This is a genomic window from Streptomyces sp. NPDC058257 (assembly GCF_042881845.1).
Classification (GTDB): domain Bacteria; phylum Actinomycetota; class Actinomycetes; order Streptomycetales; family Streptomycetaceae; genus Streptomyces.
This window is the reverse complement of sequence record NZ_JBHVXJ010000008.1, coordinates 63,036-81,305: the sequence shown is the minus strand read 5'-3', so window position 1 is coordinate 81,305 and position 18,270 is coordinate 63,036. Positions and strand designations below refer to the sequence as shown.

General features: G+C 70.6%; 14 protein-coding genes. 13 read left to right on the top strand and 1 reads right to left on the bottom strand.

What is annotated here, in order from left to right:
• Positions 1-4: 4 nt before the first annotated feature.
• The 12 genes from ACFVXC_RS20590 (at position 5) to ACFVXC_RS20535 (ending at position 16,685) form a co-directional block, all read left to right on the top strand.
• Positions 5-1,345, top strand: coding sequence for an ABC transporter substrate-binding protein (locus ACFVXC_RS20590; RefSeq protein WP_389907057.1), 1,341 nt, complete (start codon positions 5-7; stop codon positions 1,343-1,345).
• Between the two features lie 10 nt (positions 1,346-1,355).
• Positions 1,356-2,291, top strand: a complete 936-nt coding sequence (locus tag ACFVXC_RS20585; RefSeq protein ID WP_389907055.1) for a carbohydrate ABC transporter permease — start codon at positions 1,356-1,358, stop codon at positions 2,289-2,291.
• A gap of 9 nt (positions 2,292-2,300) precedes the next feature.
• Positions 2,301-3,209 carry a carbohydrate ABC transporter permease gene (locus ACFVXC_RS20580; RefSeq protein ID WP_389907053.1) on the top strand — a complete coding sequence of 303 codons (909 nt, stop codon included), beginning with the start codon at positions 2,301-2,303 and terminating at the stop codon, positions 3,207-3,209.
• 8 nt (positions 3,210-3,217) lie between these two features.
• Complete coding sequence (locus ACFVXC_RS20575; RefSeq protein WP_389907051.1) at positions 3,218-4,483, top strand: 6-phospho-beta-glucosidase; 1,266 nt, start codon at positions 3,218-3,220, stop codon at positions 4,481-4,483.
• A complete protein-coding gene (locus ACFVXC_RS20570; RefSeq protein ID WP_389907049.1) occupies positions 4,474-5,466 on the top strand; it encodes an N-acetylglucosamine kinase in 993 nt (330 codons plus the stop codon). The genes ACFVXC_RS20575 and ACFVXC_RS20570 overlap by 10 nt, the downstream gene beginning before the upstream one ends.
• 286 nt (positions 5,467-5,752) lie before the next feature.
• Complete coding sequence (locus tag ACFVXC_RS20565; RefSeq protein ID WP_389907459.1) at positions 5,753-7,216, top strand: hypothetical protein; 1,464 nt, start codon at positions 5,753-5,755, stop codon at positions 7,214-7,216.
• 17 nt (positions 7,217-7,233) lie between these two features.
• The gene (locus ACFVXC_RS20560; RefSeq protein ID WP_389907047.1) at positions 7,234-8,256 is read left to right on the top strand and encodes a glutamate ABC transporter substrate-binding protein; all 1,023 of its coding nucleotides are present in this window, start codon (positions 7,234-7,236) and stop codon (positions 8,254-8,256) included.
• Between the two features lie 39 nt (positions 8,257-8,295).
• Complete coding sequence (locus tag ACFVXC_RS20555) at positions 8,296-9,615, top strand: hypothetical protein (protein WP_389907045.1); 1,320 nt, start codon at positions 8,296-8,298, stop codon at positions 9,613-9,615.
• Complete coding sequence (locus ACFVXC_RS20550) at positions 9,612-12,230, top strand: tetratricopeptide repeat protein (protein ID WP_389907044.1); 2,619 nt, start codon at positions 9,612-9,614, stop codon at positions 12,228-12,230. Before ACFVXC_RS20555 ends, ACFVXC_RS20550 begins: the two co-directional genes overlap by 4 nt.
• A 2-nt stretch (positions 12,231-12,232) precedes the next feature.
• On the top strand, positions 12,233-13,687 hold the full coding sequence (locus ACFVXC_RS20545) for a PP2C family protein-serine/threonine phosphatase (RefSeq protein ID WP_389907042.1): 1,455 nt from the start codon (positions 12,233-12,235) through the stop codon (positions 13,685-13,687).
• Between the two features lie 115 nt (positions 13,688-13,802).
• Positions 13,803-15,146, top strand: a complete 1,344-nt coding sequence (locus ACFVXC_RS20540) for a VWA domain-containing protein (RefSeq protein ID WP_389907040.1) — start codon at positions 13,803-13,805, stop codon at positions 15,144-15,146.
• 123 nt (positions 15,147-15,269) lie between these two features.
• Positions 15,270-16,685 carry an FHA domain-containing protein gene (locus tag ACFVXC_RS20535; RefSeq protein WP_389907038.1) on the top strand — a complete coding sequence of 472 codons (1,416 nt, stop codon included), beginning with the start codon at positions 15,270-15,272 and terminating at the stop codon, positions 16,683-16,685.
• Positions 16,686-16,703: 18 nt separating this feature from the next.
• Here ACFVXC_RS20535 and ACFVXC_RS20530 read toward each other — a convergent pair whose 3' ends face one another.
• Entirely contained in the window at positions 16,704-17,678 is a 975-nt protein-coding gene (locus ACFVXC_RS20530; RefSeq protein WP_389907036.1) for a methyltransferase domain-containing protein, read from the bottom strand.
• 105 nt (positions 17,679-17,783) lie between these two features.
• Here ACFVXC_RS20530 and ACFVXC_RS20525 point away from each other — a divergent pair, with 105 nt between their 5' ends.
• The gene (locus ACFVXC_RS20525; protein ID WP_389907034.1) at positions 17,784-18,197 is read left to right on the top strand and encodes a globin; all 414 of its coding nucleotides are present in this window, start codon (positions 17,784-17,786) and stop codon (positions 18,195-18,197) included.
• Positions 18,198-18,270: the final 73 nt, after the last annotated feature.

Here is an 18,270-nt window from a genome sequence, read left to right as displayed (position 1 = left end):
CGCCATGCCGCGATGGCGCATGCCCACCTGCGCGTCCGCGGCGCTCGCCGCAGCCGGTCTCTTGCTCTCCGGCTGTGCCAATCCGAGCGTCGGCAGCGCGAACGACGACCCGACCAAGCCGGTCACCCTGAAGTTCTGGCACGGCTGGTCGACGCCCGGCGAGGTCAAGGCCGTCAACGACAGCATCGACCGCTTCGAGAAGCTGCACCCGAACATCAAGGTCAAGGCCACCGGGAACGTCTCCGACGAGACCGTCAACCAGGCCCTGCGGGCGGGCGGCGACAAGGCCCCGGACGTCGTCTCGTCCTTCACGACCAACAACGTGGGCCAGTACTGCGACTCCGGGATGTGGGCGAACCTCGATCCGTTCATGGAGAAGACCGGCCTCGACAAGCGCAAGACCTTCCCCAAGACGCTGCTCGACTACACGAGTTACCGGGGAAGCCAGTGCGCCCTGCCGCTGCTCGCGGACGCCTTCGGGATGTACTACAACAAGGACGCCTACAAGAAGGCGGGCATCGAACGTCCGCCGCGCACGATGTCCGAGTTCGAAGAGGTCTCCAAGAAGCTGACCATTCGCAGCGGCAAGGACTCGTACAAGCAGGTCGGGTATCTGCCCAACTTCCGCTTCTACCAGAACAGTCCGGACCGGCTCTTCGCACAGTGGGGCCCTGAGTACTTCGACGCCGACGGCGACTCGCGGCTCGCCGATGAGCCATCGACGTACAAGTTCTTCAAGACCGCGCAGCAACTGGCCAAGGCGCAGGGCGGTTTCGGTGACCTGGAAAAGTTCCGGATGTCGTTCGGTGACGAGATGTCCAATCAGAACGCCTTCCTGACCGGCAAGGTGGCCATGCACCTGGACGGTGAGTGGCGCGGCCTGATGCTGGACGAGGAGAAGGCGAAGTTCGACTGGGGCGTGGCACCGCTGCCCGTCCCGGACGACCAGGCCGACACGTACGGGCGGGGCTTCATCACCGGCACGGTCGCGGGGATCGCGCACAGCAGCAAGCACCAGAACGCCGCGTGGGAGCTGGTGCGGTTCCTGACCGCCGACACCAAGCAGGTCGTGAACTTCGCGAACGCCATCCACAACGTCCCCTCCACGTTCGCGGCCCTCAAGTCGCCCGATCTGGACGCCGATCCGACCTTCCGGACCTTCTTCGACATCCTGGAGAACAAGCACAGCAAGGCACTGCCGCCCTCCGTCAACGGCGGCGCCTACGTCGTCTCGCTGATGGACTTCGCGTACGGCGTCGAGTCCGGGCGCGTCCCCGATCTGCGCAAGGGCCTGACGAAGCTCGACGAGCAGATCGACGCCGACACCCTCCAGTCGAAGAGCTGAGGACCCCGCCATGGCACTTTCCCTCTCCAACCCCGCGCGCCGCAGACTGCGTACGCTCGGCTTCCTCTCCCCCTGGCTGGTCGGCTTCAGCGTCTTCTTCGCGTATCCGCTGCTCGCCACCGTCTACTTCTCGTTCATGCACTACAACCAGATCAAGCAGCCCACCTTCGTGGGCCTGCGGAACTGGAAGTACGTGTTCGAGCAGATGCCCCTGTTCGGCCCGGCCCTGTGGAACACCCTGTGGCTGGTCGTGATCATGGTGGCCGTGCGCGTCGTCTTCGGGCTCTCGCTCGGGCTGCTCATCACGAAGATCAAGACGGGCGCCGGGTTCTTCCGCACCGCCTTCTACCTCCCCTACCTCGCCCCGCCGGTGGCCGCCACCGTCGCCTTCGTCTTCCTGCTCAACCCGGGCACGGGACCGGTGAACGAGATCCTCGACGCGGTCGGGATCCCGGGCCCCAACTGGTTCAACGACCCGGACACCGCCAAGCCCTCGCTCGTACTGCTCTCCCTGTGGGGCATCGGCGACCTGATGGTCATCTTCATGGCCTCGCTGCTCGACGTACCGAAGGAGCAGTACGAGGCCGCGGACCTGGACGGCGCCGGGGCGTTCGCCAAGTTCCGCTACGTGACCTGGCCCGCGATCACGCCGATCGTGATGTTCGCGGTGGTCACCGGCGTCGTACAGACCATGCAGTACTACACGCAGGCCCTGGTCGCGGGGAAAGTCGCGTCCGGCGTCAACATCGGCCCCGGCTCGGTGATCCAGCCCGGCTACCCGGACCACTCGACCCTCACGGTCCCCCAGCTCGTCTACCAAATGGGCTTCCAGAACTTCAACACCGGTGCCGCGTGCGTGCTCTCGCTCGTGCTCTTCGCCATCGCCATGGCCGTCACGCTGCTCCTGATGCGCAAGCGCTCCGGGCTGCTCGCGGCGGAGGACTGAGGACTCTCGATGACTTCCACGACTCTCAGCGCGCCCGCGTCGGCGCCCGAACGCACCGCCCCGTCCAGAGGCCCCGCCGCCGCCCGCGCCCGCCGCAAGCGGATCCTGCACTGGATCGCCGTGCACAGCGTGGCGATAGCCGTCGCGCTGCTCTTCATCCTGCCGTTCGTCTTCGTCTTCCTGACGTCGGTGATGAGCGACTCGCAGGCGATGAGCGGCGACCTGTGGCCCGACTCCTGGCACTGGTCGAACTACAGGGCCGTGTTCGAGACGCCGGGCTTTTTGGACTGGTGGCGCAACTCGCTGATGTACGCGGGTCTCGGCACCCTCTTCACCGTCTGCTCGGCGATCCCCGTGGCGTACGCGCTCGCCAAGTTCCGCTTCCGCGGCCGGCGCACGGCGATGCTGCTCGTCATCTCGACGATGATGCTGCCGCCGCAGGTCATCGTGATCCCGATGTATCTGGTCTGGGCCCAGCAGTTCCATCTGTCGGGCACGCTGTGGCCGCTGATCATCCCGATGGCGTTCGGTGACGCGTACTCGATCTTCCTGCTCCGCCAGTTCCTCCTCACCATCCCCAAGGAGTACATCGAGTCGGCGAAGGTCGACGGCTGCGGCGAGTTCCGCACCATGATCAAGATCGTCGTACCGATGGCCAAGCCCGGCATCACCGCCATCGCGCTCTTCCAGTTCTTCTACTGCTGGAACGACTACTTCGGGCCGCAGATCTACGCCGCCCAGAACCCCGGTGCCTGGACACTGAGTTACGGCCTGGAATCGTTCAAGAGCGCGCACGCCGTGAACTGGAACATGACCATGGCCGCGACCCTGCTCGTCATGGCCCCCGTCATCATCATCTTCTTCTTCGCACAAAAGGCCTTCGTAGAAGGCGTCACCCTCACCGGAGTAAAGGGCTGAGAACCGATATGAAGCTCGCAGTGGTCGGCGGAGGGTCGACCTACACACCCGAACTGATCGACGGATTCGCACGGCTGAGGGACACCCTGCCGATCGAGGAACTCGTCCTCGTGGACCCGGCAGCCGACCGTCTCGACCTGGTGGGCGGCCTCGCGCGGCGCATCTTCGCCAAGCAGGGGCACCCCGGCCGCATCGTCACCACGTCCGACGTGGACGCGGGCGTCGCGGACGCCGACGCGGTCCTGCTCCAGCTGCGCGTCGGCGGGCAGGCGGCCCGCAACCAGGACGAGACGTGGCCCCTGGAGTGCGGCTGCGTCGGCCAGGAGACGACCGGCGCGGGCGGCCTTGCCAAGGCCCTGCGCACGGTGCCCGTCGTCCTCGACATCGCCGAGCGCGTACGGCGCACCAACCCGAACGCCTGGATCATCGACTTCACCAACCCCGTGGGCATCGTCACGCGCGCACTGCTCCAGGCGGGCCACAAGGCCGTCGGCCTGTGCAACGTGGCGATCGGCTTCCAGCGCAAGTTCGCGAAGCTGCTCGACGTCACGCCGGGCGACGTGCACCTCGATCACGTGGGGCTCAACCACCTGACGTGGGAGACGGGCGTACGTCTCGGGGGGCCCGACGGCGACGACATCCTGCCCAAGCTGCTCGCCGAGCACGGGGACGCGGTCGCCGCCGATCTGCGTATGCCGCGCGAGATCGTCGACCGGCTCGGCGTCGTGCCCTCGTACTACCTGCGCTACTTCTACCAGCACGACGCCGTGGTGGAGGAGTTGCGGACCAAGCCGTCGCGGGCCGCCGAGGTGGCCGAGATGGAGCGCGAGCTCCTGAAGATGTACGGCGACCCGACGCTCGACGAGAAGCCCGCCCTGCTCGGCAAGCGCGGCGGCGCCTTCTACTCGGAGGCGGCCGTGGATCTCGCGGCCTCGCTGCTCGGCGACGGCGGCAGCCCCTTCCAGGTGGTGAACACCGTCAACAACGGCACGCTGCCGTTCCTGCCGGACGACGCCGTCATCGAGGTGCAGGCCTCGGTGGACGGCTCGGGCGCCACGCCCCTGGCGGTGCCGAAGCTGGACCCGCTCTACGCCGGGCTCATCTCGAACGTCACCGCGTACGAGGACCTGGCCCTCCAGGCAGCGGTGCACGGTGGGCGCGAGCGCGTCTTCAAGGCGCTGCTCGCCCACCCCCTCGTCGGCCAGTACGCGTACGCCGAGCAGCTCACCGAGAGCCTCATCGCGCACAACCGGGAGCACCTGGCGTGGGCGTAGGCACGAGTGTGCTCGCGATCGACGCGGGCAACAGCAAGACCGACGTCGCGGTGGTCGCGGCCGACGGCGAGGTCGTCGGCGCGGCACGCGGCGGCGGGTTCCAGCCGCCCCAGGTCGGCGTCGAGACCGCGGTGGACATCCTTCAGGAGGCGGTGACGCGGGCCCTTGCCGAGGCGGGCGTGGACTCCGTCGGGCACGTGTCCGCCTGTCTCGCCAACGCGGATCTCCCGGTGGAGGAGCGGGAGCTGGCCGACGCGCTGCGCCGCCGCGCGTGGGGCCGGTCGGTCGACGTACGCAACGACACCTTCGCCATCCTGCGGGCCGGTCTCCTGGAGGACACCGAGCCGCGGGGCGTCGCCGTGGTGTGCGGCGCCGGCATCAACTGCGTGGGCATGCTGCCCGACGGGCGCACCGCCCGCTTCCCCGCCATCGGCCGGATCTCCGGCGACTGGGGCGGGGGCGGCGCTCTCGCCGAGGAGGCACTGTGGTTCGCGGCGCGGGCCGAGGACGGCCGCGGCGCAGCGACCGCGCTGCGCGAGGCGCTGCCCGCGCACTTCGGCCTGCCCTCCATGTACGCGCTGATCGAGGCCCTGCATCTGGGTGGCATCGCTCAGGTACGGCGGCACGAACTGACGCCGGTGCTCTTCGCCACGGCGGCGGCGGGCGACGCGGTGGCGCGTTCGCTGGTGGACCGGATGGCCGACGAGGTCGTCGCCATGTCGACCGTGGCCCTCGACCGGCTCGGCCTGCTCGGCGAGGAGGCCCCGGTACTGCTCGGCGGCAGCGTCCTGGCCGCCCGCCACCCGCAACTGGACGACCGCATCCGTACGTTGCTCGCCGACCGGGCGCCCAAGGCGGTGCCCCGGGTGGTCGTCGCCCGTCCCGTGCTCGGCGCCGCGCTGCTCGGTCTGGACCGGATCGGGGCGCCGACGGAGGTGCACGCGCGCGTGCGGGGGCACTACGAGAGTGGCGTGGGAGCCTGAAGCGGCACGGTTCATGGGCCAGGCAGGGAACCGAACCGTACTGAATCGCGTATTCAAGGGCAGGGGTGGTGTGCGATCTTCGCGTGACCCGGGCAGCGGGGTCGCCTGATCCGGACAGGGGGATCCGTACACGGTGATGCGGACACGATGATCAGTACAAGATCGAGTCAATGCCTGTGCGGATGTCAGTCCCTGCGGCGATACTTGCGGCCGTGCACTTCTTCCCGCACCGCGCACTTCGGGCGGAAGTGAACGTCCGATGACCAAGGGGGAGGTCGAGGTCGAGGTGACATACCCGCCGAACGGCAGTGCCGCGCCGCCGGGACGAGCAGCGCCGACGATGCCCACCGTCCCGCCTCAGGCGGGAGGGGGCTCCGCGGCGCCCGCGGAGACCGTGCGGAGCGCGGCGCCCCGCCGCCCTGCCTGGATAGAGGGCCGCGACCGGCTGCGCGCGGCGGCGACGACCGAACCGGGCAGGCTGCGGATCATCGGCGCCGTCCTCGCGCTGCTCGTCGTGGCGTTCGGCGCGGTCACCACCTGGCAGATGACCGACCGCGCGGACGCCGCGAACAGCGTCCTGAACCGCAGCCAGCCGCTGAGCGACGACGCGGCGGCCATCTACCGCTCCCTCGCGGACGCCAACACGGCCGCCTCCAGCGGCTTCCTGGCTGGCGGTCAGGAGCCCGCGGCCGTGCGCGACCGGTACAACCGCGACATCGACCGCGCGTCCGAGAAGCTGGCCAACGCCGCGTCGAACGCGGGCTCGGGTTCGACGGCCGCCGCCTCGGTGAGCAAGCTGAACAAGCTCCTGCCGGAGTACACCGGCCTGATCGAGCGGGCCCGCGCGAACAACCGCCAGGGCCTCCCCCTCGGCGGCGCCTATCTGCGGTACGCCAACGACAAGATGCAGACCAAGATGCTCCCGGCGGCCGAGGAGCTCTACACCGCTGAGAAGCAGCGGCTGAAGTCGGACTACGCCGACGCGAAGCCGTATCCGTGGTTCGCCATCGGACTCGGCGCGCTCGCGCTGGGCGCCCTGTTCTGGGCCCAGCGCCGCAACTACCACCGCACGAACCGGGTGTTGAACCACGGCCTGGTCGCCGCGACCGCCGCGTCCACGGTCGTCCTGCTCTGGCTGGTCGCCGGGCACACCTTCGCGCGCTCGGGTCTCAATGACTCGTACGACCACGGAGTGCAGTCCCTGAACGTCCTGAACGACGCCCGCATCAGCTCGCTCAAGGCCCGCAGCAACGAGAACCTCACGCTGGTGAGCCGTGGCGCGGAGACCGTCGAGGTCGGTGCGGACAAGGAGATCAAGGACAAGTTCGACGTCGACTACCAGGCGCAGATGAAGCAGCTCGGCAGCGCCGACAGCGGGCTGCTCGGCCAGGCCGCGGCCATCGCCGACGACGCGTCGGGCAAGAACCCCGTCGAGGCCGCCGCGAAGAACGTGCTGGTCTGGAAGGACCGCCACAAGACCGCGCGGGACAGCGACGACGCGGGTGACTACAAGGGCGCGCTCGCCAAGGTCGTCGGTGACAAGAAGGACAAGCCCACCGGCGAGTGTTTCGACAATGTCGACAAGGCACTCGAGGTCGCGCTGAAGCACGAGCAGGGCGAGTTCCAGCAGGCGGCCAAGGACGGCAAGGGAGCGATGACCGGGCTCCCGGAGGGCGCCGCCGTGCTCGCGGTGCTCGCAGCCGCGGGCGCCCTGCTCGGCATCGGGCGCAGGCTGTCGGAGTACAGGTGAGAGGGGGCGAGCGGACGATGCGTACGCGAGGACTGGCGAGGCTGCGCGGCTGGGGCGGAGCTGCCGCCATGGCGGTGGCCTGCGCGCTCACGGGCTCCCTCGTCCTGGTGCTGCCGGAGGCCGGCGGTGCGGCCGAGCCGGACGGGGATGCCGGTGCGAGCCGGGCGTCCCAGCGTTTCACCGAGGCCGCTCCCGCGCACGCCGAGGAGTGCGCGGCCCCCGAGGCGAGCCTGTCGCCCTCCGGCAAGGACGGCCCGACGATCGAGGCCATCCGCAACCGCAAGGTCAAGAAGCTCATCGTCGGCGTCGACCAGAACAGCTATCGCTGGGGGTATCGCGACCCGAACAAGAAGACGGCGACACTCGAAGGCTTCGACATCGACCTCGCGCACAAGATCGCCGAGGACATCCTCGGCGACCGCGACGCCGTGCTCTTCCGCGCCATCCCCACCAACCAGCGCGTCAAGGCCATACAGAGCGGCCAGGTCGACATGGTCGTACGGACGATGACGATCACCTGCGAACGCGAGAAGGACGTCTCCTTCTCCACCGCCTACTTCAAGACCGGCCAGCAGGTCCTCGCACCCAAGTCCTCGGACATCACCGGGTTCGACGGCACACTGGACGGCAAGAAGGTCTGCTCGGCGAAGGGTTCCACGGCCCTGACCGAGCTGGAGGAGCTCAAGAAGAAGGGCCTCGGTGCCGACATCGGTACTACGGTCCCCAACCAACTCGACTGCCTGGTAAGGCTCCAGCTCGGCGAGGTGGACGCCGTCGTGACCGACAGCGCGCTCGCCGCGAGCCAGGCCGCGCAGGACCCGACGGTGGAGCTCAAGGGCGACGCGCCGCTCAACACCGAGTACTACGGCGTGGCGATGAAGAAGCCGGACAACGGCGACGACGACCTGGTGCGGCGGGTCAACCAAGTCCTGGAGGACTATCGCGACAGCAAGAACGGCTGGCAGAAGTCTTACGACCACTGGCTGAAGCCGGCCCTCGGTAAATCGGCCGGGCCGCCCGCGCCGAAGTACAGCGACTGAGCCGGACGTGAACAGCAACGCAGAGCGGAGAGGTGATCGATGAGCGTCGCGGGACCCCCCGGTCCTGTGATGGACCGGGACGAGGTGGACCGTGCGCTGGCGCGGCTCGACGCCGAGCACGAGGCGATCGAGACCTCGCTCCTCGCCCTTCAGGATCACGCGGGCCGCCGACTCCTCGAAGGCGCCGGTCTCACCGGCACCACACAGGAGCGCTGGCAGTCCACCGAACAGCAGATCACCCTTCTGTGGGCGTACTTCGACGCGTACGCCGCCGCCCTGCGCACCGCGCACGACGTGCGGCTCCGCAGACGATGGCCCAACAGGGACGACCTGGTGGAGCTGACCGAGCTGCTGCGCGGTGAGAGCATCACCGTCGCCGGCGGCGCCGCCCCCGCGCCGTCGGCCTCGATCAGCGGCCCCGCCAAGCTCACCGAACGCTTCACCCTCATCGAGCTCGTCGCACGGATGAACGACCTGTACGCGCACTCGCTCGACATGGTCGTCGCCGCCGACGCGGTCTGGTCCGCGCTGCCCGCCCGGATAGACCTCCTGGCCGCAGAGCTGCACCGCACCCGCCAGCTCGCGCACTCCGTGGGCGTACGTCCGGGCGAGCATCCGGCGGGCGACGACCTGGAGCGGATCACGGCGGAGCTGACGCGCCTGCGCGAGCAGGTGGTGTCCGACCCGCTGGCCTTCTGGCAGCCCACGAAGGGCAGTTCGGCCCCCGGCGGCGGACGCCCGCACACCGATCGGTACGACCGCGAGGCCCGCGCCCTTGAGGACGTACGCCGTGAGATCGACGCCGTGCTCACCGTCCGGCAGGACGCGGAGCTGCGGCTCGGCAGGCTGCGTGACGTGCTCTCGCGCGCGGACCGCACCCTGGCCGAGGCCCGCTCGGCGCGCGGTGAGGTCCTCGCCAAGATCGCCGCGTCCGAAGTGCCCGCCGTCAGCGGCCCGTCGACCGCGCTGCAGGAGCAGCTGGCCATGGCGTCCGACTACCGCAGGCACGCCCAGTGGCACCGCCTCTCCCCGCTCCTGGAGTCACTTGAGGAGAAGGCGGAGGACGAACTCCTGCGGGCCCGGGAGTCGTTGAGCGCCGTCACGCAGCCCCTCGCGGTCCGTGCGGAGCTGCGCGGTCGCCTGGACGCGTACAAGGCGAAGGTCGCGCGGCTGGGCCACGCGGAGGACCCCTTCCTCGTCGAGCGGTACGACGCGGCGCGCCGGATGCTCTGGAGCGCCCCCTGCGATCTGCGCGTCGCCGAACAGGCCGTGCTCCGCTACCAGCAGGCGGCCGCCGAAGTCCTAGCACCGAGGGTGCCGCAACAGGGCGGGCCCACCGACCGGAGGGGGGAAGCATGAGTGAGCAGCGGAAGTGCCAGCGACCCGGATGCACAGGGTCGTACGAGGACGTGGGCGGCGGCGAGCTGTACTGCGACACCTGCGGCCTGGCCCCGGTCGTCTCCCCGACGGGCATGGTGTCCTCTCCCCCGACCGGCATCACCGGCGGCGGAAAGGGGTCGGGCAGCAGCAGCTCCCGGTCCAGCTCCCGCTCCTCGTCCCGCTCGGCGCGCTCCCAGTCCTCCCGCAGGTCGGTGTCGGGGCGCCTCTCGCGCTCGCTGTCCGGCGCCTCGACGTCCCGGTCGGTCTCGGTGCGCAGCTCCGGCGCGGCGGCGAGTTCGTCGGCCCGCAGCAGACTGGGCGTGGGCCTGGTCCTGGTGCCCGAGGTGCCACGCCCCGATCCTCGTCAGGCGGTGCAGGAGAACCCCGAGGTTCCCGAGCGGAAGCGATTCTGCTCGCGCTCCGACTGCGGTGCTCCGGTGGGCCGCGCCCGCGGTGAGCGCCCCGGCCGCACCGAGGGGTTCTGCACCAAGTGCGGCCACCCGTACTCGTTCGTGCCGAAGCTGGACACCGGCGACATCGTGCACGGTCAGTACGAGGTCGTGGGCTGTCTGGCGCACGGCGGGCTCGGCTGGGTCTATCTCGCCGTCGACCGCGCGGTCTCCGACCGCTGGGTGGTCCTCAAGGGCCTGCTCGACACGGGCGACCAGGACGCGATGGCCGCCGCGATCTCCGAGCGCCGTTTCCTCGCCGAGATCGAGCACAGCAACATCGTGCGCATCTACAACTTCGTCGAGCACCTCGACCAGCGCACGGGCTCCATGGACGGCTACATCGTCATGGAGTACGTCGGCGGCAAGTCCCTCAAGGAGATCGCCAACGAACGCCGCACGCCGCAGGGCAAGCGCGACCCGCTGCCGGTCGAACAGGCCTGCGCGTTCGGCATCGAGGCGCTCGAAGCCCTCGGGCACCTGCACAGCCGCAATCTCCTGTACTGCGACTTCAAGGTCGACAACGCGATCCAGACCGAGGACCAGCTCAAGCTGATCGACATGGGCGCGGTCCGCCGCATGGACGACGACGAGTCTGCGATCTACGGCACGGTCGGCTACCAAGGCCCCGAAGTGGCCGAGCTCGGCCCGTCGGTGGCCTCCGACCTCTATACGGTCGCGCGCACCCTGGCCGTGCTCACCTTCGACTTCCAGGGGTACACGAACGTCTTCGTGGACTCCCTGCCGGACCCCGACAACATCGAGGTCTTCCGTAAGTACGAGTCGTTCTACCGCCTCCTCGTGCGCGCCACCGACCCTGACCCGGCCCGCAGGTTCGCGTCGGCGCAGGAGATGGCGGAACAGCTCACGGGCGTTCTGAGGGAGGTCGTGGCCCTCCAGACGGGTCGGCCGCGCCCCGCGCTCTCCACACTGTTCGGGCCCGAGGTGAAGGTCACGGACACGGAGCTGTTCGCGGAGCTGGCCGGGGACGTCTCGCACTTCGGGGTACGCGTGCTGCCGACGGGCCGCAGGAAGGGGCGCCCTGAACTGGCGGCGGGCAACGGCCATGACCCGGGTAACGGCCAGGGCCAGGGCAACGGCAGCCCGGCGATCGCGCCGCCCGTGCCTCCGGCCGCCCCGCCCGCCCGGATCGTCCGCTCCCTCGACGCCCCCGCGACGGCCCTCGCCCTGCCGGTGCCGCGCGTCGATCCGAACGACCCGAACGCCGGGTTCCTCGCCGGGCTCATGGCGTCCGCGCCCGCCGAGCTGATCACCGCGCTCGGGGCCGCGACCACCGACTCCGTGGAACTCCAGCTGCGCGGGCTCCGGGCCCGCCTGGCGATGGGGGAACTCAAGCCCGCGGCGCAGGCCTTGACCGACCTGGAGGTACGGCACCCGGACGACTGGCGGGTGGTCTGGTACCGCGGCATCGCCTCGCTTGCGATCGGCGACCACGAGAACGCGGCGCTGTCCTTCGACGCCGTGTACGACGCGTTCCCCGGCGAGCCCGCGCCCAAGCTGGCCCTCGGGGTCTGCGCCGAGGTCCTGGAGCAGCTGGACAACGCGGCCGAGTACTACCGCCTCGTGTGGTCCACCGACCCGAGCTATGTCAGCGCCGCGTTCGGCCTGGCCCGCGTACAGCTCGCGTCGGACGACCGGCGCGGCGCCGTGCGCACCCTGGAGTCGGTGCCCGAGTCCTCCATCCACTACACCGCGGCCCGCGTCGCGGCGGTGCGGGCGAGGCTGCGCCACCGTATGACGTTGGACACCGCGCCGTCGCCCGGCGCGCCCTTCCTCGACGTCCTGGACGACCTGACGGCCGCGGCGGGCCAGGTGGAGGCCCTCGCGGGCTTCGGCCTCGACGCGGTGCGCCGCGAGCGACTCTCCACCGAGGTCCTTGGCACCGCGTTGGACTGGGTACTCTCCGGTAGGCACTCTGGTCACGCGTCCGCTCCGCCGACAGCACCCGCTGCACCGGCAAGCGGTTCGCGGACCGTGCTGCTCGGCAACGATCTGGACGAGCGCGGCCTCCGCTACGGCCTGGAGCGCTCTTACCGGACGCTTGCCCGGCTCGCACAGGGTGGCGAGGAAAGGATCGAACTGGTGGAGCGGGCCAACCGTTTCCGCCCTCGGACGTGGGTGTGAAGATGTCGCAGATTCACCAGCAGACTGCCGGGGCAGCAGGTTCCACGTGCCCCGGCTGCCAGGAGCCGCTGGAATCGGGTGACCTGTTCTGCGGCGCGTGCGGGTTCGACCTGTCGGCGCAGCCGGTCGGGTCGGACGACCGCCCCACCGTCGCGATGAACGGCTCGTCGCCCGCGCCGCGGGCCGACGCGTCGTCGCAGTGGCCCATCGCCCCGGACGTGGACAGCTCCGACATGCCGGTGCCCGCGCACCTGCCCACCGACCTGCCGGTCACGGAGTCCTCGGGCGGCGAGCTCTCGCCGAACGCGGGGGAGGCGCGGGGCGCACGGGACGTACGGACGGACGCCCCCTTCGAGCGGCCCGCCGAACAGTCCGTCGAGCGGCCCGCCGAACAGTCTGCCGCGCAGCCCCTCGGGCCGCCCGCCGAGCCGGACGAGTACCCCCTGCCCGCCCCCGGCACCGCCCCGGAGGCCGCGCCCGCCGGGCCCGCCGAGCCCGCCGATCCCCGGACGGTCCTCTCGGATCCCACGCCGCCCGCGGGCACCAAGCTCTGCGTGGCGTGCCGTTCGGGCCGTGTCGACCCCGACGGCTACTGCGAGAACTGCGGGCACGCCCAGCCCCGCGAGCGCGACCACATGGAACAGGAGCTCGACGCGGTCGCCGCGGTCAGCGACCGGGGCCTGCGCCACCACCGCAACGAGGACGCGTTCGCGCTCTCGTCGGCCGCGCTGCCGGACGGTTCCCCCGCCGTCGTCGCGATCGTCTGCGACGGTGTCTCGTCCGCCACCCGCCCCGACGAGGCATCGCTCGCCGCGTCACGCGCGGCCAACGAGTCGCTCCTGGACGCCCTGCCGCGCGGTACGCACCCGCAGCAGGCCATGCACGACGCGATCCTCTCGGCGGCCGACGCCGTCAACGCCCTCGCCGCGGAGCCCACTCAGGCCCGGGAGCACTCCCCTCACCAGAACGCCCCCGCGTGCACCCTGGTCGGCTCGATCATCGCCGGTGGCCTCCTGGTCGTCGGCTGGGTCGGCGACAGCCGCGCCTACTGGGTCCCCGACGACCGCAGCGGCCCCACCGTCCGGCTCACCGAGGACGACTCGTGGGCCGCTCAGATGGTGGCCGCGGGCCTGATGAGCGAGGCGGAGGCGTACGCCGACGAGCGCGCCCACGCCATCACGGGCTGGCTCGGCGCCGACGCGTACGAACTTGAGCCGCACACCGCTTCCTTCAAGCCGGACCGTGCGGGTGTAGTGGTGGTATGCACGGACGGGCTCTGGAACTACGCGGAAGCGGTGGAGGAGATGGCGCGGGCCGTGCCGGTCGATTCCGCCGCGCGCCCGCTGCACAGCGCCCAGGTTCTGGTCGGCCACGCACTGGACGGCGGGGGCCACGACAACGTAACAGTGGCGATTCTGCCGTTCCGTGTGGTGCCGCAAGGGGCAGGATCCGCCTAGCGAAGGTCCCCGCGACGGGTGCCGACCACACGTTCGAAACGGGTGCCGACCGCGCGTACTTGTCACCCACCGGCTTGGGGAAGCCGGTGGGAACATTTAGGGGGAGCAGAATTCCATGGCCAATTTCTCGAAGTCGAACGTGCCGCAGTTCTCGGTCGACGTGTACCAGAACGAGTACATGGCGGAGGGCGCCCGCGAGGTCAACGCCATCGCCACGGTCACCTCCACCGGCGGCGGCACGGTGGGAGCCGCGGTGAGCGCTCCGCACCTCTACTCGGCGGGGCAGACCCCGGACGCGGCCGTGGCGATCATGGTCGACTGCTCGGGATCGATGGACTACCCGCCGACGAAGATGCGCGGCGCCCGTGACGCCACATCCGCCGCGATCGACGCCGTACGTGACGGAGTCCACTTCGCGGTGATCGGCGGCACCCATGTCGCCAAAGAAATCTACCCGGGCAACGGCCGTCTCGCGGTCGCGGACGCGCAGACCCGGGGACAGGCCAAGCAGGCCCTGCGCAAGCTCAGCGCGGGCGGCGGCACGGCGATCGGCACCTGGCTGCGCCTGGCCGACCGGCTGCTCTCCTCGGCCGATGTCTCGATCCGGCACGGAATCGTCCTGACGGACGGCCGCAACGAACACGAGTCACCCGAGGACCTCCATGCCTCCCTAGACGCCTGCGCGGGCCGCTTCACCTGCGACGCCCGCGGTGTCGGCACCGACTGGGAGGTCAAGGAGGTCACCGGCATCGCCTCCGCGCTTCTGGGCACCGCCGACATCGTCGCCGACCCCGCGGCCCTGTCCGCCGACTTCACGCGGATGATGGAGACGGCGATGGGCAAGGAGGTCGCCGACGTCAGCCTGCGGGTGTGGACGCCGATGGGCGCGGAGATCAAGTTCGTCAAGCAAGTGGCGCCCACGGTCGAGGAGTTGACGGGGCGTCGCACGGAGGCCGGACCACGCGCCGGCGACTATCCCACCGGGTCCTGGGGTGACGAGTCCCGCGATTACCACATCTGTGTCGAGGTGCCGAACGCCGAACTCGGCCAGGAGATGCTCGCGGCCCGCGTCTCACTGATCGTGCCGCAGCCGGACGGCAGCGCCCAGACGCTCTCGCAGGGCCTGGTGCGGGCCGTGTGGACGGATGACATGTCCGCTTCCACGTCGATCAATCCGCAGGTGGCGCACTACACCGGCCAGGCGGAACTGGCACAAGTGATCCAACAGGGCCTCGATGCGCGCAAGTCGGGAGATATGGACGGAGCCACGGCCAAACTGGGCCGTGCCGTTCAGCTCGCGAGCGCCTCGGGCAACGAGGACACCGCGAAGCTGCTTTCGAAGGTGGTCGACGTGGTCGATGCCGTGGCAGGTACTGTTCGATTGAAGGCGAGGGTCGCCGAGGCCGACGAGATGACTCTTGAGACACGGTCCACGAAGACTGTTCGCGTGAAGAAGTAGCCAGCACGTCCCATACTCATCGGTACTCATTCAGTGGCTCCACAGCAAGTGGGTCCACAGTGAGTGGGTCCACAGCAGCACGTACGGCCCCAGGGCCGGAGAAGGAGAGGGGGAAGCGCCGACATGCCGACCTGCCCGAACGGACACCAGTCGGGTTCCGACGACTGGTGCGAGGTCTGCGGTCACCGCATGGCCGGTGCCGTACCGCCGCCCCCGCCGCCGCCACCGGCCGCTCCCGGATACGGCTATCCGCCGCCGCCCGGACCCGGCCAGAACCCTGGGTACGGCTATCCGCCGCCCAGCCCCGGCCCCGGTCAGGACGCCGGATACGGCTACCCCCAGCAGGCCGCGGGACGCCCGCACCTGTCGGCCGTGCCGGACCAGCCCGCCGAGCCGCAGCTCTGCCCGCAGTGCCGCACGCCCCGCGAGGCGAACGCGCCGTTCTGCGAGGAGTGCCGCTGGAACTTCCTGACGAACACGGCGACCTCGTACACCCCGGCCGCCCCGCACCCGCCCGTGTCGAACCCGGCACAGCAGTTCCAGCAGTCCCAGCAGCCCCCCGGCACGCAGCCGGGCCAGGACTCGTTCGGGTACCAGGGTTCGCGGCCCTCGCAGATGAACCGGCCCGCCGAGCCGATCCCGCCGTTCGGCACCGGCAACCCGTCTTCCGGTCAGGCGCCTCCGCCGCCGCCCGCGCCTTCGCCGTACGGCAACGGCAACCCGCCCGGGCAGGTGCCGCCGCCGTACAGCGGTGGTGAGCAGTCGGGGCAGCCCGGTCAGCACGGGCAGCCTCCGCAGGGGTTCCAGCAGCAGGGCCCGCCCGCGCCGCCCGCGTTTCCGCAGGAGACGGGGGTTCCGGCGCCTCCGCAGCAGCCTGGTCCTGGCGGTCCTGGACAGCCCGGTCCCGGTCAGCCCGGTCCTGGCGGCCCGTCCTTCGGTGGCGGTGACGACGACTGGGTGATCTCGCCGCCGTCCTCGGCCGCTCCGGGTCCCGGCGCTCCGGGTGGCGCTCCGCAGGCTCCCGAGCAGGGCGAGTGGGTCCGGCAGCCGCAGCCGGGCCAGCCGCCGCAGCAGACGCAGGCACCGCAGGGCCCTCCGGGCTTCCAGGCGGTTCCCGGTCCCGGCACCGGCACGGTCACCTGGTCGGCGACGATCGGTCCCGACCGTGAGTACTTCATGGCGATGATGCACCGCAGCGGTCCCGAGGCGTCGGGCCTGAACCTGCCCGCGTACTCGCCCGAGCAGCAGCGCCCGCTGGCCGGCAACCAGATCACCATCGGCCGCCGCCGGCACTCCACCGGAGACACCCCGGACATCGACCTGTCGGTGCCGCCGGAGGACCCGGGCGTATCGCACCAGCACGCGGTCCTGGTCCAGCAGCCGGACGGCACCTGGGCGGTCGTCGACCAGAACTCGACGAACGGCACCACGGTCAACAACGGCGAGGAGCCCATCCAGCCGTTCGTCCCGGTGCCGCTTCAGGACGGCGACCGGGTGCACGTGGGCGCCTGGACGACGATCACCATCCGGCACAGCTGAGGATCGCTCGACGCGGATTCAGGCGAGTGGCCAGGCGTACGGCCCTTCGGGGTCGTCGAGCCAGGCCCACTCGTGCGGTCCGCTGACGGTGACCCCGAAGCGCTCGCGCACCGGCCGCCCCTCGCGCTCCCACAGGGCGAGTGCTTCGTAGGGGTCGAGACTGCCTTCGGTCAGTTCGAGCAAGAAGCGGAAGAGCTGGTTCTGCAGAGCCCCGCGCGGCAGCCCCCCGAGGTGCTGCTCGTGCGGGGCTCTTCCGCTGCCGCCCCGCAGCGGCACGAAGTACGCGGGGGTGTGCAGGAAGCGGCCCTCGGCGTGCTCGGCGTCCCGCACCGTCAGCGCGATCAGGCCGGTGGCCAGCGGGGCCAGGACGCGAGCACCGGGGCGGCTCTGGGCCAGCCAGGGACGCGGCACGGAGTTCAGGGTGCAGGTCGCGATGATCCGGTCGTACGGAGCGCGCTGGGGGCACCCCGCGGTGCCGTCGCCGGTGACGACGGCCGGGTGGTATCCGGCGGCCGTGAGATGGCGCCGCGCGGACTCGGTGATCTCCGGGTCCAGGTCGACGGTGGTGACGTGCTCGTCGCCGAGCCGGTGGGCGAGCAGGGCCGCGTTGTAGCCGGTGCCCGCACCGATCTCCAGGACGTCGCAGTCCCCGTCGCGCAGATCCAGCTCGTCCAGCATCTTCGCCATCAGGGAGGGCTGGCTGCTGGACGAGAGCAGCTCTCCGTCGCGTACGCGGGTGGCGAGCGGGGCGTCCGCGTAGGCCCCTCGCAGCCAGCGCGCCCGGCGTACGGGATCAGGGTCCTCGCCCCACAGGCGTTCGTAGCCGCCGGCCGGCGAGGAGACGTAGTAGTACGGCACGAACAGGTGCCGCGGAACCTGTTCGAACGCCGCACGCAGCTCCGGATCCCGCGTCCAGGCACCACTGGCCTCGACCTCGCGGACGAGAGCGGATCCGGCCTCCGCGGCGAGAAGGGGGTCGACTGTGGGTCCCATAGAGCCACTGTGCTGCGGCTTGGCCTGCGATGCGAGCGGCAGGACGTACCGATCCGGAGGAGATCGGTCCTAAGTCTTCCGTCCTCGGCCGCCCCGTCTGAGACCATGGACCGTGTGATAGAGATCCCGCGCGGCACGCTTCAGGAGCAGACCTTCTACGAACAGGTCGGCGGCGAGGAGACCTTCAGGCGCCTGGTGCACCACTTCTACCAGGGGGTCGCGGAGGACCCGCTGCTGCGACCGATGTACCCGGAGGAGGATCTGGGCCCCGCCGAGGAGCGCCTCACGCTGTTCCTCATGCAGTACTGGGGCGGCCCCCGCACGTACAGCGACAACCGCGGCCACCCCCGGCTGCGCATGCGCCACGCCCCGTTCACCGTCGACAGGGCCGCGCACGACGCCTGGCTGAAGCACATGCGGGCGGCCGTCGAGGAGCTGAAGCTCTCCGAGGAACACGAGCGGACGCTGTGGAATTACATGACGTACGCGGCGGCGTCCATGGTCAACACCGAGGGCTGACGCGTGCGGGGGCCGGGTGCTCCGGCCGGGTCGCCCGTCAGACGGCAGGTCGCCCGTCAGGCGGCGGGTGGGC